Raw genomic sequence first — 18930 nt, 5'->3', positions numbered from 1 at the left:
AGTGGTCAGCACAACGGATACCGTGCCCGTTCTACAGACAACGGGCACGCATAAAGAATGACGGCGGTTGAGTATCGGCATTCAAGCTCAGGGACTGACAACGCAATCAACCCATGGGGTTGCTCATGAGTATTCGCTCAGCCAGACATTCGCGCCGGACACTAGCGGCTTTAACCATGGCCTTGGTGGCCGGTGTTCTCAGTCTGCTCTTCGGCTGTGGTAAAGAACCTGTTTCATCCTCTCGCCCCCCCACGGATGTAACCGTCATGACGGTTACTGCTCGCGACACGCCCGTGGTATTCGAATTCGTTGCTCAAACACAGAGTTCTCGCGAAGTCGAAATTCGTGCGCGAGTCGCCGGCTTTCTGGAAAAAAGGCTGTATACCGAAGGTCAGCTGGTAAAGGCCGGGCAAGTGTTGTTCCAGATGGACCGTCGGCCTTTCGAAGCAGCATTGCTGTCGGCCCAGGGACAATTGGCTCAGCAGCAAGCGCGTTGGGAAGTCGCCAAAGCCACGTTGGCGCGTGTCCGTCCACTGGCACAACAAAATGCAGTCAGCAAGATGGACCTGGACAATGCCGTCGGCAACGAGCGACAGACCCAGGCCGCCGTACTTGCCGCGCAAGGGCAGGTGCGCACCGAGCAACTGAATCTGGGTTACACCACAATTGCGTCGCCCCTTACCGGCCTGTCGAGCTTTGCCAAGAAACAGGAGGGCAGTTATGTGACGCCTGGGGAATCCGGGCTCTTGACCTCGGTATCACAGATGGACCCGATCTATGTCAATTTCAGCCTTTCGGAAAACGAAACGCTGAAACACCGTAGCGAAATTGCCGCGGGTCAGCTCAAGTTCCCACCCAACAGTAACTTTGAAGTCGAAGTGGTACTGGCGGACGGTTCGATCGTGCCCGATAGAGGTCGCCTTGACTTTGCTGCCCCCTCCTTCAGCCCGGAAACCGGTACATTTTTAGTCCGTGCGGTGGTGGCTAATCCAAAAGGCATGCTGCGCCCCGGCCAGTTCGTTCGCGCGCTGGCGATAGGCGCGTCTCGACCAAACGCCATTCTGGTCCCGCAGCGTGCAGTTCTGGAAGGCGCACGAAGTCACTACGTGTGGGTCCTCAATGGAGAAGGAAAGCCCGAGCAGCGCATTGTCGAAGTCGGCGACTGGCATGATGCCGACTGGTTTATTACCCAAGGCTTGCGGGTGGGCGAACGAATCGTGGTCGACGGCGCGCTCCGGGTAGCCCCTGGCGCGCCGTTGAATATCGTCGACAACACTAATACGGCACCACCCAACACCGCCGTGGCGGCCGAGCGTCCCAAGGCTGCATCTTTACCGGTTCAAAAAGACCCGCAGAAAGCTGACCTGCCAGGCAATGAAAGTCGGCGGCAACCATGAGCATTTCTCATTACTGCATCGACCGGCCGATCTTCGCTTCGGTGATTTCCATCGTCATCACCCTGGCGGGGGCTGTCGCGATGTTGAACCTGCCGGTGGCCCAGTATCCGGAGATCACGCCACCACAGATCACCGTGTCGGCTACTTACCCGGGGGCTGATGCTCTGGTCGTTGCCAACAATGTGGCTGCGCCCATCGAGCAGCAGGTGAACGGCGCCGACAACATGATCTACATGAACTCGTCGAGTTCTGCGACGGGCAACATGACCCTGAACGTGTTCTTCGAAATCGGTACTGATCCTTCCCTGGCACAGGTCGACGTGCAAAACAGGGTCAACCTCGCCCTCCCCCAACTGCCCTCTGCGGTCCAGTCGCAGGGCATACAGGTTCAGAAAAAATCATCGGCCTTCATGATGGTCATCGCGGTGTATTCCCCCGATAACCGCTACGACGCCACCTACATAGCCAACTACGCCAACCTCTATGTGCTGGATGCGATCAAGCGCATTCCCGGCGCCAACCAGGCCAGTATTTTCGGGACACCCGACTATGCCATGCGGATCTGGCTGAAACCCGACCGGATGGCCCAGCTGGGGATCACGGCTGCCGATGTACAGAAAGCGGTGGCCAACCAGAACCAACAGTTCGCGGTTGGCCGCATAGGCCAATCCCCCACGGGCAAATCGGTGGAGCAGTCCTTTGCAGTCACGACCAAGGGCAGACTGACCGAACCCGCGGAGTTCGAGAACATCATCCTGCGGGCCAGTGGCGAAGGCGCCGCGATTGTTCACCTCAAGGACATCGGGCGGGCTGAGCTTGGACAAAAAGATTACTCATTGCGCAGCACGTACCAGGGAAGGCCCGCGACTTTGATGGCTGTTTATCAGCAGCCCGGCGCCAATGCGCTGGATGTCTCCAATGCGGTCACGGCGACCTTGGCGCAGATGAAGAAAACCTTTCCGGAGGGCATCGAATACAAGGTTGTGATGGACACAACCGCCTTCACCCGAGCCTCCATTACGGAGGTGGTGCGCACCTTCTTCGAGGCGCTGGTACTGGTCGTGATTGTGGTTTACGCCTTCCTGCAAAGTCTGCGCGCCACCCTGATCCCGGTGCTGGCTGTGCCTGTTTCCATCGTGGGTACATTCATCGGCATGACCGCGCTGGGCTTCTCGGTCAACATGCTGACCCTGTTCGGCATGGTCCTGGCTATCGGTATCGTGGTGGACGATGCGATCGTGGTGATCGAAAACGTCGAGCGCAACATGCACGTCCACAAAATGAACCCCAAAGATGCCGCCAAGCGAGCCATGGACGAGGTGGCCGGACCCGTGGTGGCAATTGTGTTGGTGCTGTGTGCGGTGTTCGTTCCCGTAGCGTTCATGGGCGGCATCACGGGCCAACTCTACAAACAGTTTGCAATCACGATTGCTATCTCCGTCGTGATCTCCGGTCTGGTGGCCCTCACCTTGTCACCCGCCCTGGCGGCCCTCCTGCTCAAACCCCACGTGGGAGAAAAGCGCGGATTCTTCCGTTGGTTCGATCGTAGCTTCGAGCGAGTGACCGAAGGTTACTCCCGCGCAGTCGCCTTCATGATCAAGCGCTTCATACTCGCGCTACTGCTCTTTGCCGGCATGATTGTACTGATCGTATTGATCATGCAAAGGGTACCAGGCGCCTTCCTGCCCCCGGAAGATCAAGGTTACTTGCTCGGCGCGGTGATCATGCCTGACGCTGCCAGCCTGGATCGCACGGGTGAGGTCGGTAAGGTTGCCAGTGACTACTTCATGAACAACGAGGCTGTCGAGGGCGTGGCCATCGTAAACGGCTACAGCTTGCTGGACAGTCAGAACAAGAACAATGCGGGCGTTTTCTTCGTCGGCTTCAAGGATTTTGAAGAACGTTACAAGAATTCAAAAACCATCGAAGCCCAGAGCGCCCCTGCCGTGATCAAGGCTGCGACCAAAGCATTCTCCCAAGTGCAGGAAGGCATCATCCTGCCAGTCAATCCGCCCTCCATTCCTGGTCTGGGGACTACCGGCGGTATGGAACTGTGGATTCAAAGCAAGGGGGACGCCACCATCAGCCAATTGGCCGAGGTAGTGAGTAGCTTCAAAGCCAAGGCTGAACAGCGCCCGGAAATCGGCAGCATGACCAGCACGTTCAATGCGTTTTCTCGGCAGTTGCTCGCTGACGTTGACCGCGAAAAGGCCGAGACGTTGGGCGTGCCGGTGGAAGATGTGTACAGCACCATGCAAACCATGTTCGGCTCGCTGTACGTTTCCCAGTTCAACAAGTTCAGTCGTCTGTGGCAGGTGATTCTCCAGGCCGAGCCCACTTACCGCCTCAGGGTCGAGGACTTGCAGCAGATCTATGTGCGTAGCACCAACGGTCAGATGGTTCCCCTCAAGGCCCTGCTGACCACCCGCTACGTGACGGGCCCCGACCTGCTGACGCGCTTCAACAACTTTCCGGCGGTCAAGATGACGGCCAATGCCGCACCGGGATTCAGCTCCGGCCAGGCACTCAAAGCGCTTGAGGAAGTCGCCGCGCAAAGCATGACCGGGGACTATGGCGTGGCCTGGAGCGGCGAGGCTTTCGAGGAGAAAAAGAGCGGAGGTACGTCTTCCAAGGTTTTCGCCTTCGGTCTGATTATGGTGTTCCTGATTCTCGCGGCCCAGTATGAAAAATGGTCGCTGCCTGTGGGTGTACTGCTGGCGGTCCCGTTCGCATTGTTCGGTGCTTTGCTGGCGGTCCTGATGCGTGGTTTGGCGAACGACGTCTACTTCCAGATCGGCCTGACCATGCTTGTCGCGCTGGCGGCCAAGAATGCCATTTTGATCTTCGAGTTTGCCGTACTGAACCGTGAGTCCGGCATGTCCGTCTTCGACGCCGCGATGACCGCCGCCAAGGAGCGTCTGCGGCCCATCGTGATGACCTCTTTGGCGTTCATCCTCGGCTGCGTACCGCTGGCGATTGCCGTCGGCGCCTCCGAGAACAGTCGCCACTCCATTGGTACCGGTGTGATCGGCGGGATGCTCGCGGCGACGGTGATCGCAGTTTTTTTCATCCCGCTTTTCTATTACCTGGTGGAGCGTATTTCCGAGAAAAGCGGAAAATCCAAAGAGGCTGCGCAGCCTGATGACGGGGCACCTGTGGGCGGCGGCCCCGTTCATGCCCCGCAACAACGACATGAGGGGGATTAAGGTGCTCAGACCCCCGCTATTTCTGCTGCTCGGCCTCGCCCTCGGTAGCTGCACCGTGGGCCCCGACTATGAGCGCCCCAAGGTCGAGATACCCGCGACTTTCAGGTACGCGGACCAAGAGGCCAGACAGGTATCCAACACACTGTGGTGGGAACAGTTTCAGGATTCGGTGCTAAACGACTTGATTCGCACGGCGCTTAACGAAAACAAGGATGTCAAGATCGCCGCCGCACGGGTCGAGGAGTATCAGGGGCGCTACGGCGAAACGCATTCACGTCGGTTTCCTCAGATAGGGAGCGGGCTCCAGGGACAGCGGGCCAAGGCCCCGTTGAACAGTGGACCGGTACCTCTGACATCCGGTACCAACCCCATCTATGAGAACTATCAGGCCGTTCTTGGGGTGAGCTGGGAGCTTGATATATGGGGACGTCTACGTCGCCTCGACGAAGCTGCCCGCGCCGAGCTTCTGGCAACGGAAGAAGGCCGGCGCGCAGTCATCTTGAGCTTGGTATCGGCAGTGGCCACAAGCTACGTGAACTTGCGGGATCTGGACCGGGAGCTGGAGATTGCCCGGGCAACTGTCAAACTGCGCAGCGATTCCTACGAAATATTCAAGCTACGCTACACCGCCAGTGTCGTTTCCGAAATGGAGCTGGCACAGAGTCAATCCGAATACGAACGTGCTCTGTCTACCGTACCGAGACTCGAATCGCTGGCTGCTCAACAGGAAAATGCGCTGGCCGTACTCCTGGGACGTAATCCGGGGCCGCTGGTGCGCGGGCGTGCGTTAGGGCAATTAACCCTGCCGTCGGTCCCCAGCGGATTACCCTCAGCCGTACTGGAACAGCGGCCGGACCTGCGCCAGGCCGAATTGAACCTGATTGCAGCGAATGCGCGTATCGGTGCAGCCAAAGCCCTCTACTTTCCGACGATTTCCCTCACGGGGCTGGTGGGTTCAGTCAGCAATCAACTCTCCGACCTGTTTACCGGGCCAGCTGAAACCTGGTCTTACGCTGCAGCGGCCTCCCTTCCGATCTTTACCGCTGGGGGCATCGCCGGGCAGGTGCAACAAGCAAGAGCCATCCAGCAACAATATCTGCTGACCTACCAGCAGGCGATTCAGTCGGCGTTCAAGGATGTTGAAAATGCCTTGATCGCCTCGCAAAAGTCTCGTGAGCAGTTGGCCACACAGGCACGCCAGATAGACGCGCTGCGTACCTATGCAAGGCTGGCGAATCTGCGCTACGACAATGGCTACACCAGTTATATCGAGGTACTGGATGCCGAGCGCACCTTGTTCGATGTCGAATTAAGCTACGCCAATACTCAGGGCGCGGTACTCACCGCAATGATCGATCTGTACAAGGCCACCGGAGGCGGCTGGGTGGATGAGGCGGATAAGCTGACCAGGCTTGAGCCCACCCCGTTAGCCGATAAAGACAAGGGCGCGCCATGAGCCAGGCACAAAGTGGCCTGATCGCGTGCCATGAGTGCGATCTTCTGCAACGAGAACCCCGCCTGCCCAATGGTGGGGTTGCTCGCTGTTGTCGCTGCGGTGCAACACTGTTCCGCCGTCATCCACAAGGCTCGGAGCGTGCCCTGGCCTTTTGCCTGGGCGCGCTGATCTTGTTTGTGATTGCCAATGTGTTCCCCATCGTCGGTCTCACGATCAATGGCGAGTTTATTCAGACCACCCTCGTGGGGTCTGCGCGAGTCATGTATCGCGACGACATGGCCATGGTTGCCGGGCTCGTGCTGGTGACCACCTTCATTGCCCCGCTGATCCAGATGCTGACCATGATCTATCTTCTGCTACCGGCGTACTTCAGGCGTTGTCCGCCCCACGCGCAGCTGGCATTTCGCAGCATGGTCATGGTCCAGCCCTGGGGCATGGTGGAGGTTTTTGTCCTCGGCGTGCTGGTGTCCCTGGTCAAGCTTGCCCACCTCGCTACCGTGATTCCAGGAGTAGCGTTGTGGTGCTTTGGCGGCGTGATGCTGCTGATGGCGGCAGCGGCTTCGTCATTCGACACTCATGACCTATGGGCACGGCTGGGGTCGCTGCGGTGAAGGGCCCGAAGACCGCAGTTCGCTTCGGTCTGGTGACCTGCCATGGCTGCGGGCTGTTGCTGAAGTCGGACCACGGTGGAGGGGCTCGCTGCTCGCGTTGCGGCTGTACGCTGCATGATCGAAAACCCAACAGCCTGGCGTCCTCCTGGGCCTTTGTGATCGCCGCGGTGATCCTTTATATACCCGCCAACCTGCTGCCTATCATGGAAACCAGCTCTCTGTTCGGCTCCCAGGCCGACACCATCATGAGTGGCGTGGTGTATTTGTGGCGGTCCGGTTCATGGTACCTGGCGTTGGTGGTGTTCATTGCCAGCATCCTCGTACCGATGGCCAAACTGATCGCATTGATCCTCCTTCTGGTGTCGGTGCAACTGCATTCCCGCTGGCAGCCCCTGCAACGCGCAAAACTCTACCGAATGGTTGAACTGGTGGGCCGCTGGTCGATGCTCGATGTGTATGTGGTGACCCTGTTGGTGGCCCTGGTGCAGCTCGATGCACTGGCGACTATCAGACCAGGCCCCGGGGCGCTGGCCTTTGGTGCGGTGGTCGTCTTGACCCTGTTTGCGGCAATGAGTTTCGATCCACGCCTGATCTGGGATTCCTTGGAGCAAGACCATGACTGAAACGTCCCTGCCCTCCGATCTATCCACCGTGCCTGAAGCCGAAACAGCCCGAAAATCGCGATGGTCGCTGCAGTTAGTGTGGCTCGTGCCCTTGATCGCGGCGCTGATCGGGGGCTGGCTGATGGTCTCGTCGATTCTCAATCAAGGCCCTGTCATCAGCATTGTCTTCAAGAACGCTGAGGGTCTTGAGGCCGGCAAAACCAAGCTCAGGTACAAGGATGTGGAGATTGGAAAGGTCACTGAGGTGACCTTGTCGCGTGATCTCAAGCAAGTGGTCGCCACTGCCGAACTGACCAAGGATTTCAAACCCTATCTGGTTAAGGACACTGCATTTTGGCTGGTGACGCCACGAATTTCCGGCGGCAACGTTTCAGGGCTGAGCACGGTTCTATCTGGCGCGTTCATCGGGGTCGGTGTGGGCAAGTCCGATCAGGCGCAGCGGTCTTTCAATGCATTGGATGTGCCGCCGGTCATTCAGGTCGATACCCCCGGTCGTGAGTTCGTTCTGCGCAGCAACGACTTGGGTTCACTGAGCGCAGGGTCACCTATTTTCTTTCGTCGGGTACAGGTAGGTCAGGTGGTAGCGTTTGATCTCGACAAGGATGGTCAGGGATTGAGTATGCGAATCTTCGTAAATGCCCCCTACGACCAGTTTGTCACCGACAACACGCGCTTCTGGAATGCCAGTGGCATAGATATCAAGCTCGGCGCCAGCGGCATTGAGGTGAACACGCAATCGCTCGCCTCAATCCTCCTGGGCGGCATTGCCTTCGAGACGCCTGCGGATTCAGTCGAACGCCCCGCTGCCGCTGCAGACAGCCTTTTTGAATTGTTCAACGGGCGCACGACGGCGATGCACAATCCTGAACGTGACGTCTTGAAGATGGTCATGCTGTTCAACGAGTCCCTTAGAGGCCTGACGCCAGGATCGCCGATCGACTTTCAAGGCGTTACGCTGGGTGAAGTCTCGGATATCCGGGTGGAGATGGACCCGAGCAGCCACAGTATTGTCATGCCCGTCGAAGTGAGCCTGTATCCGGAACGCCTGAGGTTGCGCTCCCGAGACAAGAACAGGGCCAAGCTTTCAGATGAGGCGCGCAAACAGTTCTTGGAGGGGATGGTGGCAAACGGTATGCGTGCTCAGATGCGCACCGGAAATCTGCTCACAGGGCAGCTCTATATCGCTCTGGATTTCTTCCCGGACGTGGACAAGGCCACCATCAACTGGGGTAGCGACCTGCCCGAGCTGCCCACCGTGCCCGGGCGAATGGAAGAAATACAAGCTTCCCTGAAAAGCATCGCCAGCAGGCTGGAGAAACTACCTATCGAACAGATTGGCACTGACCTGCGCCAGACATTGCAGGCGGCCAGCGGTTTGTTGAATCGACTGAATACGCAGGTAACGCCGCAAATCGTGGCGGCCCTGACCGAAGCGCGTCAAGCGGTGGGTTCAGCCCAAGGACTTATATCGGCCAATAAACCCTTGTTACAGGACACTCACGAAGCCATTCGGGAATTAGGGCGCACGGCAAAGTCGTTACGCAGCCTGGCCGATTATCTTGAGCGCCATCCCGAAGCGCTGATTCGGGGCAAGCAGGAGGATCAACGATGAAACTGAGCTCGATAGCGCTTCTGGCCAGCTTGATAGCTGCGGCCCTCAGCGGCTGTGGCAGCGCACCAAAAGAGCATTTCTATACGCTACGGGCGGTTGCCGAGCGCGACCCGGCGGCATCCAATACGGCGTATTCAGTCAACGTTGGCCCGGTGACCGTACCCGAGCTGGTAGAGCGGCAGCAGTTAGTGTTGACGCGTAACGACAATCAGGTTGAGATTCTGGAGCAGACGCGCTGGGCGGCCTCGCTGCAAAGCATCATCGGCCATGTTATCGCGAGCAATCTGACACAGTTGACTGGCAACCCACGGATGGCGGTCTATTCCCCAGACACAACGGTCGATGCCGATTATCACGTGGCCGTGGACGTTCTGCGTTTCGAGTCTGTCCTGGGTACAGCGGCGAGTCTGGATGCCCGGTGGACAATCCGTACCGCCGATGAACAGGTGCTGAAATCGGGTCGAACGATCATCAGCGAACCCACCCGTGGTCAGGACCTGACTGCCTTGCTTGCGGCCCATGATCGCCTCCTGGCAACACTGAGCCGCGACATTGCCCACGTGCTCATCAATCGTAAGCCATCTCGATGAGTCCCCATGGGGCAGCGAGCGCTCAGCGCGGGCTGCCCCGATATGTTTCATGGGAGTGCATAGAGTTTGAAGAGCATGGCATTGACTTCGTTCGTCCCTCCAAAGTACTTGGCGTAGATATTCAATATCTCCCCTGATCGATACACACTGCTCAAGGCACTGTCTACCATGAGGCGAAAGTCTTCATCTTGCCGATCTACAGCCATGGCGATTGGCGCGAAGTCGTACAGGGTATCGAGCACTTGCAACTCATTGGCGGCGTTACTTTTCGCCGCGTAGCTGAGCAACACCCTTCGGTCCGCAAAAAACGCACTGGCTTTTTTCCGCGCAATCAAATCAATACCTTCGGCAAAGTTCTTCACTGTAATCACGTCGGCAATCACGCCGAGGGTTTTGATCCGCTCATGTATCCACTGTTCGGTAACACCTCCTACCATGACCACGTAGGTGTGATGAGACAGTCCCTGATTGATCGTTCCGCGCCAAGTGGGACCCGAATGGGCGACTTCACCATTGAGTACGCGTATTAAATCATTCGGGGCGTCCTTGCTAACCACCGCCGTCAGGCCTGCAGTAAATACAGGCACCGAAAAACTGACGGACTTGCGTGCTGCCAGGGTTTCAACGCCAGGTGTACACAGCAGATCGATCTTGCCCTGGCGCACGTCGTCAAGCCCGTTGCCCTCAGCGACTTCGACATAGTGAATGGCCAGACTGCTCAGTTGGGTCTGGGCTTTGACACGCTCGGCAATCAGGTTGCACAACTCAATCGCATAGCCACTGGCTTTCCCGTCCACGTTGGACGTGAAGGGGGACGCGTTTGGCAGGTACCCCAAGTTGATGGCCGAGCTGCCGCGAATCCGCGACAGCGTGTCGGCACTGCTCTGTAGGGGTGTCATTCCTGCCAGACACAGGAGGGTGATGGTGACGCCATTCAACAGTCGCTGCTTCATATTCTGCTCCCCGCATTATTCCGAATTCCGAGACCCATGTTTCATCTGCAATGGCTCACGCCTGGCCGGAACCCGGTGAGCTGACCGGTTGCGCTTTGACGAAGCCCTTGGCAATGAAGCCGTAGACCAGATAGCCGATGGCCAAAACGATGAACGCGCCGAATACCGCGTCTTTACCGGAGGCGTAAATGGCGTAGAACGAATAAGCCATCGCAACCATCAACACCGCGATATTTCGGACATAGATGCTGTGGCTGACTTGAGCCTTGAACATGATCACCAGCAGGCCGGACAGGGCCGTCACGTAGGGCAATAAGTTGGTCACCGCCGCCAGGTTAACCAGCTTGCCAAACTGCTCGCTGGCATTGGGTGAGATCGTCGATAACGCCAGTAACGTCTGCAATACCCCACAGGCGATCATGCCAACCACCGGCGCGTCCGAGGCCGTCACCCTGCAGAACAGCTTCGGAAACATGCCCTGATCAGCAGTGACCTTGGCAGTTTGCGCCAGTGTGAACTGCCACCCCAGCAGTGAACCTATACACGCCATCACCGCCAACGCCATGATGATCTTGCCGATTAACGGGTTGAACATATGTGCATAGACAAAGGCGAAGGGTGCACTTGAGTTAGCCAACTCCGCATTCGGAATGATCCCCTGGATAACCGTGGTCGACAGCACATACACAACGGCGGCACCCAGCGTGCCAAAAAGGCAGGCCAGAGGCACGTTGCGTTTAGGGTCATCCACGGCATCCGAGTTTTGCGCGGCAGACTCCATCCCCAGAAACGCCCACAGCGTCAGCGGAATACTCTGTGTGATTGCGTCTTTTACCGGGATAGCATTCGGATTCCAGGCGTCCGAGAACACCTTCGGCTCGAACCAGAACCAACCAATAACGCTCAGTCCCGCGACCGGAATAATCACGCCCCAAACCGTAATAGCCCCCAACCGTCCCGTGATGCTCGCGCCACCGAAGTTGGCCGCAGTGGTCAACCAGATCAAACCCACACAACCGATGAATAGCGGGATAGCGCCAGAACCGAGCCAGGGGAAAAATGGCGTCAGGTAACCTACCGCCGAGATGCCAATGGCAACGTTACCGATGGCCAAGGAGAGAAAATAAAGGAATGAACAGAGGAAGAACGCCGATTTGCCATGCGCCTCCTCGGTATAGGCTGACATGCCTCCCGAACGCGGACAGTAGACGCCGCACTGAGCAAAACAATACGCGATGGCCATGGACCCAATGGCCGTGATGATCCAGGACAGCAAGGAGACAGCACCCAGGCGCGCCATGCTGGAAGGAAGCATGATGATTCCCGAGCCCATCATGTTCACCGCTACTAGGGTGGTGAGGCCCATGAGACTCATTTTTTTGTTTGACTCAGCCATTGCAGACTCCTCGTGCCCGATCTGCGCACGGAGCATTCTCCGAACGCGGGAGAATGAAGCATCATTGTTTGACAACATAAACCTTGTAGGTCAGCCCGTGATGAGCGTCGCGCTCGATCTCGATGCCATGGTTGTCATGCTCGAAGCCCGGAAAGCAGACGTCGAACTGCTCCATCGCCAACAGGTAGTCGATGATCGCCCTCTTGTCGGCGCCGACGGCTTCACCCGGCATCATCAACGGAATGCCGGGTGGATAGGGCACGACCTGTACGGCCACGGTTCGGTCTTGCAAATCGCGCACGGCAATTTGCTCTACGTCGCCTTTGACCAGTTTGGCGTAGGTGGCGCGTGGCGTACTCACCGGGTCCGGCAACAAGGTGAAGGCCTTGTCCATGTTGCGCAGCAGGCCACTTCTAACGATTTCGTCGTGCATGCGCTGCGCAAGATCCTGCAGCCCCAACCCCTCATAACTGTCGGGATACGCTGCGACCAGATCGGGCATTACCTCTTCCAGTGCGGTGTTGGCGTCGTAGTGCTTCTTGAATTCCATCATTGCGGCGACTAATGAACCCCATTTGCCTTTGGTCACGCCGATGCTGAACAGCACCAGGATGGAATAGGGCTCGGTCTTTTCCACGACAGTGCCGCAGCTGGACAAGAAGGAAGACACCAACGGTGCAGGAATCCCCCAGGCCTGTAGCTGACCTTGCGAATCCAGACCGGGCGTCAAAAGGGTGACTTTGATCGGATCGAGCATGCAGTAGTCATTGCCCAAATCACCGAAACCGTGCCATTGAGCACCGGGTTTGAGCACCCAGGCATCACTTTGATGCAGGCGTTGCCGATCGACCTCGGCAAAGGGCGTGCCGTCTACGTCGTCCGGTTGCCAGACGCCAAACCACCAATCGGTCGCGTTGCGCTGCACCACTTGCTGAGTCAAGCGAACCATGGCCTGGCGAAAGGTGATCGCCTCGTCGATCGATTCATCGGTGAGGTATTCGCCAGCGTCATCCATCATTTTTGCTGACACATCCGTGGAGGCGATGATGCTGTATTGCGGCGACGTCGAGGTGTGCATCATGAATGCTTCATTGAACAGCGCCGGCTTGACCGGCACTTTTCCTGAACGAATATGAATCATCGATGCTTGTGACAGGGCCGCCAGCAACTTGTGGGTGGAATGGGTCACGGTCACGGTGGCATCGTCGGCGTGCCGCTCACCCCGGTGCATGCCGTAACGGTTTTCGTAAAGCGAGTTGAAGCGGGCATAGGCATACCACGCCTCGTCGTAATGGATGCGATCCACGCTTTGGCTCAGTTCGCGCGTGGTGGTCTGTACGTGGTAGCAAAGACCGTCATAGGTGGAGTTGGTCAACACTGCAAGCACGGGCCGGATCTGTTTATCCGTAATCAGCGGGCTGGCGGATATCTTCCCCGCGATGGCTTCCGGCGTCAGCTCACTGAGCGGCACAGGACCAATCAAACCCCGCGTATTACGGCGAGGCAGCAGGTACAACGGAATAGCGCCAGACATGTTCAGCGCGTAATTCAGTGATTTATGGCAATTGCGGTCAACTAACACGGCATCGCCATCGGTCACTGCTGAATGCAGAATGATTTCGTTACTCGCCGAGCTGCCTCCGACGGAGAAGAATGTGTAGTCCGCCCCAAACACCCGCGCCGCATTTTTTTCTGCCGCCGCTACAGGTCCGGAATGATCGTTTAGCGAACCTAGCTGACCGACTGAAACGCTCAGGTCGGACCGGAGCATTTGTTCACCGTAAAAATCGAGAAAGGTACGGCCCACGGCAGTTTTCATGAAGGCGGTGCCGCCGGTATGGCCTGGGGTGTGCCATGAATATTCATAGGTCTCGGCGAAGTTCACCATCGCACCGAAGAATGGCGGCAGGATCGTGTCGAGGTAACGACGTGCTGCGGCCTCAATCCTGCCGGCAATGAATGCCGGACTGTCTTCAGGTTGCCAGATGAAACCATCGATTTCCTCTACGAACGCCAGCGGAACATGACTGCTGTTCTCACTGGTCATTCCCAGCATGATCGGCAACTTGCTGGTTCGGCGACGGATCAGGCGAATCACTTTTTCAGCCTGCTCAATATTCGCGATACACAATCCCCAACCCAAGATCACGCAACAATAAGCAGGGTCTGCAGTAAACGCGATTTCGGCATCTTCAAGCGACATTACTGTTTCTATTTCAAGGTCCAGCGCCCTTAGTGCGTCAGAAACTTCCAAGGCGCTGCGAACAACGACGCTGTGGTCCGACAGCTGAGGGTTGACCACAATCATGACGGGATAGCGGTGGGCGAGATAGGCAGGTAGAGGGTTTCGAACCGTACTCATTGCACACTCCATTTCAAGTCGTGAAACGGGTTATAAGCGCTAATTAACGCCCTTGATAAGGGGCGCGCAGCAAGGAGTGCAGCCGGTCGCCGACTTCAACTAATAACAATAAAAACGCGGTTTTTTTTGATTTAGGTCAGATAACTCAGGTTATTGAAATAACTCGTTCGCGGGTGACATCGGCGCCCTCTTCTTTTATTTAATGGAAGTCCCGACTGCGCACATCGAGTCCGGTCAGTAAGGGCGTCAAGTCTTGCAGGCGACCGGCGATCAAATGACGCACTCCGTCTTTGGATTCCAGACGTCCATAGACCTGCAGCAGTTGCGCTCCCACCAGCACCCGGCGTTGGCGCTCGGCCAGATCACGCCAAACCACCACGTTGATCATCCCGTGTTCGTCCTCCAGCGTAACGAAGGTCACGCCGCTGGCTGTCTGCGGACGTTGTCTGCCGGTGACCAGACCAGCAACGCTTACGTTGCGCCCGTGTTCGATACCGACCAGCTCCTTTGAACTTCGGCAGCGCCGGGCATTGAGCTGACGACGCAACAATGCCAGCGGATGCGGACCCAGGGTCGTGCCGACGGTTGCGTAATCGGCATACAGGTCTTCGCCTACGGTGGGCAGTGGCAATGCCACGTAAGGTTCCTCGGTTGCGGACTGATCCGCGAACAATGGCCGTTGTGCCTCGACGCCGGCCACTTCCCAACGTGCGCGGTGTCGATGCCCGAGCAGGCCGCGCAAAGCACCGGAATCGGCAAGTAACCCTCGGGCCCGTGCATCCAGTTGTCCGCGCAGGCTGAGGTCGCTGGCATCGACAAACGCGCTGAGCGCTCTGGCTTTTTCGATGTGCAGCGCGTCTTCCTCGCGAAACCCACGCACCATGCGCAAGCCCAAACGGATCGCAAAAGCATCGATGCCACACGGTTCTAGCGAGCAGTCCCACTCGCTGTAGCGCACATCCACCGGACGAATCTCGATGTGATGACGACGAGCGTCCTGCAAAAGTTGGTCGGGGCTGTAGAAACCCATCGGCCAGCTATTGATCAGGGCGCAGGCAAAAGCTGCGGGCTCATGGCATTTGAGCCAGCAACTGGCATAAGTCAACAGGGCGAAGCTGGCAGCGTGGGACTCAGGGAAACCATAGCTGCCAAACCCTTTGATCTGCTCAAAAATCTGCTGGGCGAATTCAGCGGTGTAGCCGTTTTTGAGCATGCCTTGGGTCAGGCGCACTTGGTGAGGTTCCAGGCCGCCGTGACGTTTCCAGGCGGCCATCGAACGGCGCAACTGATCAGCCTCCCCCGGCGTGTAATCGGCAGCCACCACCGCCAGGTGCATCACTTGCTCCTGAAACAACGGCACGCCCAATGTGCGCTCGAAGACCGCCTTTAGTGCTTCGGAGGGATACGTCACCGGTTCTTCTTTGTTACGCCGACGCAGGTAGGGATGCACCATATCTCCCTGAATGGGGCCGGGACGGACGATAGCGACCTCGATCACCAGGTCATAGAAGTTCGTGGGTTTCAGGCGTGGCAGCATCGCCATTTGCGCCCGTGATTCGATCTGGAAGACGCCTACGGTGTCGGCGCGGCTGATCATTTCATAGGTCTGTTTATCCTCGGAGGGCACCGTAGCCAGAGTCAGGTCGTAACCCCGATAGCGGCGCACCAGATCGAAAGTCCTGCGCAGTGCGCTGAGCATGCCCAGCGCAAGGATATCGACCTTGAGCAGCCCGACCATGTCCAGATCGTCCTTGTCCCACTGGATGATGGTGCGATCAGCCATGGCGGCGTTTTCTACCGGGACCAACGTGTCCAGCGGCTGTTCGGAGATGACGAAGCCCCCCGGATGCTGTGACAGGTGCCGAGGAAAGCCGATCAGTTCGCCAGTCAAGGTCAAGACCCTATGCAGTATCGGGCTGTCCGGCTCAAAACCGCACTCACGCAGGCGCTCTTGCGGTGGCAGTTTATCGCTCCAGCGGCCAAAACAATCGGCCAACGCGTTGATCTGATCCGTTGGCAAACCCAGTACTTTGGCCACATCCCGTACCGCGCCTGCACCGTGATAGGTGCTGGCCACCGCAGTAATCGCTGCCCTGCCCCGGCCATAACGCTGAAACACGTACTGCAACACCTCTTCCCTGCGTTCATGCTCGAAATCCACGTCGATATCCGGCGGTTCGTTGCGCTCCCTGGAAATAAAACGCTCGAACAACATGTTCATGCGTGCCGGATCGAGCTCAGTAATACCCAAGGCATAACACACCGCCGAGTTGGCCGCCGAACCGCGACCCTGGCAAAGAATATGGCGGCTACGGGCAAATTGGACGATGTCATGAACCGTCAGGAAATAGCTTTCGTAACCCAGTTCGGCAATCAACCCCAGTTCGCGTTCGATCAGCTCTCGTGCCTTGTCGGGGGCACCTTTGGGCCAGCGTCGGCCCAGGCCCTGTTCGGTCATGTGGCGTAACCAGGACGTAGCGGTTTGCCCCTTGGGCACCAGTTCGTGAGGGTACTCGTAGCGCAACTGGCCCAGATCGAAAGTACATCGCTGGGCTATGTGCACGGATTCCGCCAACAGCGCTGGCGGGTAAAGCTCAGTCAGCGTCGCTACAGGCCGAAGATGGCGCTCACCGTTGGCGAACAATCGATGCCCTGCCTCCGCCACCGTGGTGTGATGACGGATCGCAGTCATGGTGTCTTGCAACGCGCGACGGCCACGGGCATGCATGTGCACATCGCCGCAGGCCACGGTCGGGATGCTCAATGAGTGGGCCAATGCCTGAAGACTTATCAGCCGTTGGCTATCATCGGGACCACGATGCAGCTCGACGGCAAGCCACAGACGCTCCGGGAACAGGCCGCGTAACCATAACCCCTGCTCATGATGGGTAACGGACTCGCTTGATGGCTCTGGCAGCCACAGCGCCAGCAACCCGGCCAGCGGCTCGCAAAAATCCTCACGCAGCAGGCGGTATTCGCCTTTCTTCGCTCGGCGTCGGCCCAGAGTTATCAGTCGACACAACGCCTGATAACCGCAGAGATTTTCTGCCAGCAGTACGATATTCGGGCCGTCTTCAATCCTCATTTCACTGCCGACGATCATGGGCAATCCCACCTCGCGGGACGCCTGCCAAGCACGTACGATACCGGCCAGGGTGCACTCGTCAGTGATCGCCAGCGCGTGATAACCCTGGCGTTTGGCGCGCTCGAACAGCTCCCGCGCGCTGGATGCCCCGCGTTGGAAGCTGAAGTTGGACAGGCAATGCAATTCTGCATAGCCAGCATCGTTGGCAGACGCGCAAGGGGTCATGCAAACCACCCCTGTAGCAGTAGACTGTCGCCCTCTCCAACCGTTTGATAAGCCCAGGCCCGCTGACCTGAGCGGGTTTCGATCAAGTAATAGTCACGTCGCACGTCGCCGCCGTCCCACCAGCCTGATTCAATGCGTTCAGGCCCGGCGAGGATGCGCATGCCTGATTCGTGCATAGGGACAGGCTCGCGCAACAACCAGCCGGGGCGCGGAGACAGAGACAACGGGCTACCAGACGTTTGTCCATTGCCCGTTTGCCAGGCGCATTCGGGACGGTGGTCCGCATGGGCGTATACGCCATTGACCGCCTCATCGCCAAGACGGGCACGCAGGCGTTCACGCAGTTGCTCCCAAGGCAGCGCCTGGTGCGGACGCTCCTCGAACAATTCGCGGTGGGTCGGGACGAACCGGGGCAGATCGCGGGCTAACAAGCGCACCGCTCGCACTGGAGAAGGAACCTGAATCTGCTCCAGCCGTCCACGCGCCAACTCAAACAACATGGCAGCATCGCGCTCGGCGCTGAGCAGTCCGACCGGCAGCAGCGTGTCCTTGCCTTCCATGTGTTCCAGATGAATAGTAAAGCGCTGGACACCACTGTCGCGCCCGGCCAGAAATGCTGCCAGGTCCGAGATCAAGCGCTTGAGTGGGAACAGCAATGCCTGATGAGATTCGACGTCGAAATTCAGCTCAATGCGCAGATCGAAATAATCAGGCGGCAGATAACAATCCAGCGCCAAGGCACGCTCGCCGAGCAGAGAGTCCAGATGCTGCAACACTTGTGCAGGGAACCGCCGGGCCAAGGTGTTGCGCGGCAACGCCAACACGGAGTGCAGGGTATGCAGGCCCATGCGCGAAAAAGCAGTGGCCACCTCGCGGCTCAGCCCCACACGATCAATGGGCATCTGTTGCAGTGCCTCGCGTAAAGTTTCGCGGCACGTCACCGCGAGACCGTCGTGCACGTTCGCCAACACTCGCGCCGCCGCAGGATTAGGCGCGACCACGATCCGATGACTAAATCCCAAGGCGGTCAATTCTTCGCGCAGGCGGGCTTCAAATACGGGCCAAGGCCCGAACAGGCTGAGGCTGGATCCGACTTCCATCATCAGTACCCGGGGGTATTTCAAGCTGACCTGGGAGCTGAATCGATAAGCCCAGGCCGCCAATAAACGATGCCAGCGTTCGACCTCGGCCGGATCGTATTCGACCGTTGCAAACTGGCGTACCAGGGCTTGTGCTGCCGTGAGCGATTGACCGGGACGCAGACCGAGGGCGCGTGCAGCCGGGTTGACCGTCTGCACTACACGGCGGTGTGCGGTGCCCGTCAGCAACGCCAAGGGTTCATCGGGATCAGGACGACGACGCATGACGCCATCAAGCGCCAATTGCGGCAGCACTACACAGGCCCAGAGCATAC

Annotated in this window: 12 protein-coding genes; 7 read left to right on the top strand and 5 right to left on the bottom strand. The window is 58.1% G+C overall.

Features of this window, described 5'->3' with window-relative positions; translation table 11 throughout:
* Positions 1-266 precede the first annotated feature (266 nt).
* From ACVBEG_RS10645 to ACVBEG_RS10615, 7 genes are read left to right on the top strand one after another with little or no spacing between them, the layout of a single operon-like run.
* A complete protein-coding gene (locus tag ACVBEG_RS10645; RefSeq protein ID WP_330200709.1) occupies positions 267-1397 on the top strand; it encodes an efflux RND transporter periplasmic adaptor subunit in 1131 nt (376 codons plus the stop codon).
* Complete coding sequence (locus ACVBEG_RS10640) at positions 1394-4603, top strand: efflux RND transporter permease subunit (RefSeq protein ID WP_322179345.1); 3210 nt, start codon at positions 1394-1396, stop codon at positions 4601-4603. Before ACVBEG_RS10645 ends, ACVBEG_RS10640 begins: the two co-directional genes overlap by 4 nt.
* Position 4604: 1 nt before the next feature.
* On the top strand, positions 4605-6059 hold the full coding sequence (locus tag ACVBEG_RS10635; protein ID WP_322179346.1) for an efflux transporter outer membrane subunit: 1455 nt from the start codon (positions 4605-4607) through the stop codon (positions 6057-6059).
* On the top strand, positions 6056-6670 hold the full coding sequence (locus ACVBEG_RS10630; protein ID WP_322179347.1) for a paraquat-inducible protein A: 615 nt from the start codon (positions 6056-6058) through the stop codon (positions 6668-6670). The genes ACVBEG_RS10635 and ACVBEG_RS10630 overlap by 4 nt, the downstream gene beginning before the upstream one ends.
* Entirely contained in the window at positions 6667-7293 is a 627-nt protein-coding gene (locus ACVBEG_RS10625; protein WP_322179348.1) for a paraquat-inducible protein A, read from the top strand. The genes ACVBEG_RS10630 and ACVBEG_RS10625 overlap by 4 nt, the downstream gene beginning before the upstream one ends.
* Positions 7286-8905 (top strand): PqiB family protein, encoded by a 1620-nt coding sequence (locus ACVBEG_RS10620; RefSeq protein ID WP_322179349.1) that lies wholly within the window; start codon positions 7286-7288, stop codon positions 8903-8905. The genes ACVBEG_RS10625 and ACVBEG_RS10620 overlap by 8 nt, the downstream gene beginning before the upstream one ends.
* A complete protein-coding gene (locus tag ACVBEG_RS10615) occupies positions 8902-9495 on the top strand; it encodes a PqiC family protein (protein ID WP_322179350.1) in 594 nt (197 codons plus the stop codon). Before ACVBEG_RS10620 ends, ACVBEG_RS10615 begins: the two co-directional genes overlap by 4 nt.
* Before the next feature lie 47 nt (positions 9496-9542).
* Here the strand turns inward: ACVBEG_RS10615 and ACVBEG_RS10610 are convergent, their stop codons facing one another.
* From ACVBEG_RS10610 to ACVBEG_RS10590, 5 genes are all read right to left on the bottom strand, one after another.
* On the bottom strand, positions 9543-10448 hold the full coding sequence (locus ACVBEG_RS10610; RefSeq protein WP_323565814.1) for an amino acid ABC transporter substrate-binding protein: 906 nt from the start codon (positions 10446-10448) through the stop codon (positions 9543-9545).
* A gap of 55 nt (positions 10449-10503) precedes the next feature.
* Positions 10504-11844 (bottom strand): putrescine-ornithine antiporter, encoded by a 1341-nt coding sequence (potE, locus tag ACVBEG_RS10605; protein WP_323565815.1) that lies wholly within the window; start codon positions 11842-11844, stop codon positions 10504-10506.
* A gap of 61 nt (positions 11845-11905) precedes the next feature.
* Positions 11906-14206 (bottom strand): Orn/Lys/Arg family decarboxylase, encoded by a 2301-nt coding sequence (locus ACVBEG_RS10600; protein WP_323565816.1) that lies wholly within the window; start codon positions 14204-14206, stop codon positions 11906-11908.
* Positions 14207-14405: 199 nt separating this feature from the next.
* Positions 14406-17516 carry an error-prone DNA polymerase gene (locus tag ACVBEG_RS10595; protein WP_323565817.1) on the bottom strand — a complete coding sequence of 1037 codons (3111 nt, stop codon included), beginning with the start codon at positions 17514-17516 and terminating at the stop codon, positions 14406-14408.
* Positions 17513-18928, bottom strand: coding sequence for a Y-family DNA polymerase (locus ACVBEG_RS10590; RefSeq protein ID WP_443690855.1), 1416 nt, complete (start codon positions 18926-18928; stop codon positions 17513-17515). The genes ACVBEG_RS10595 and ACVBEG_RS10590 overlap by 4 nt, the downstream gene beginning before the upstream one ends.
* Positions 18929-18930: the final 2 nt, after the last annotated feature.

This window comes from Pseudomonas sp. GG8 (assembly GCF_052976945.1).
The sequence above is the reverse complement of the archived record's forward strand: the minus strand, read 5'-3'. Positions and strand labels throughout refer to the sequence as shown.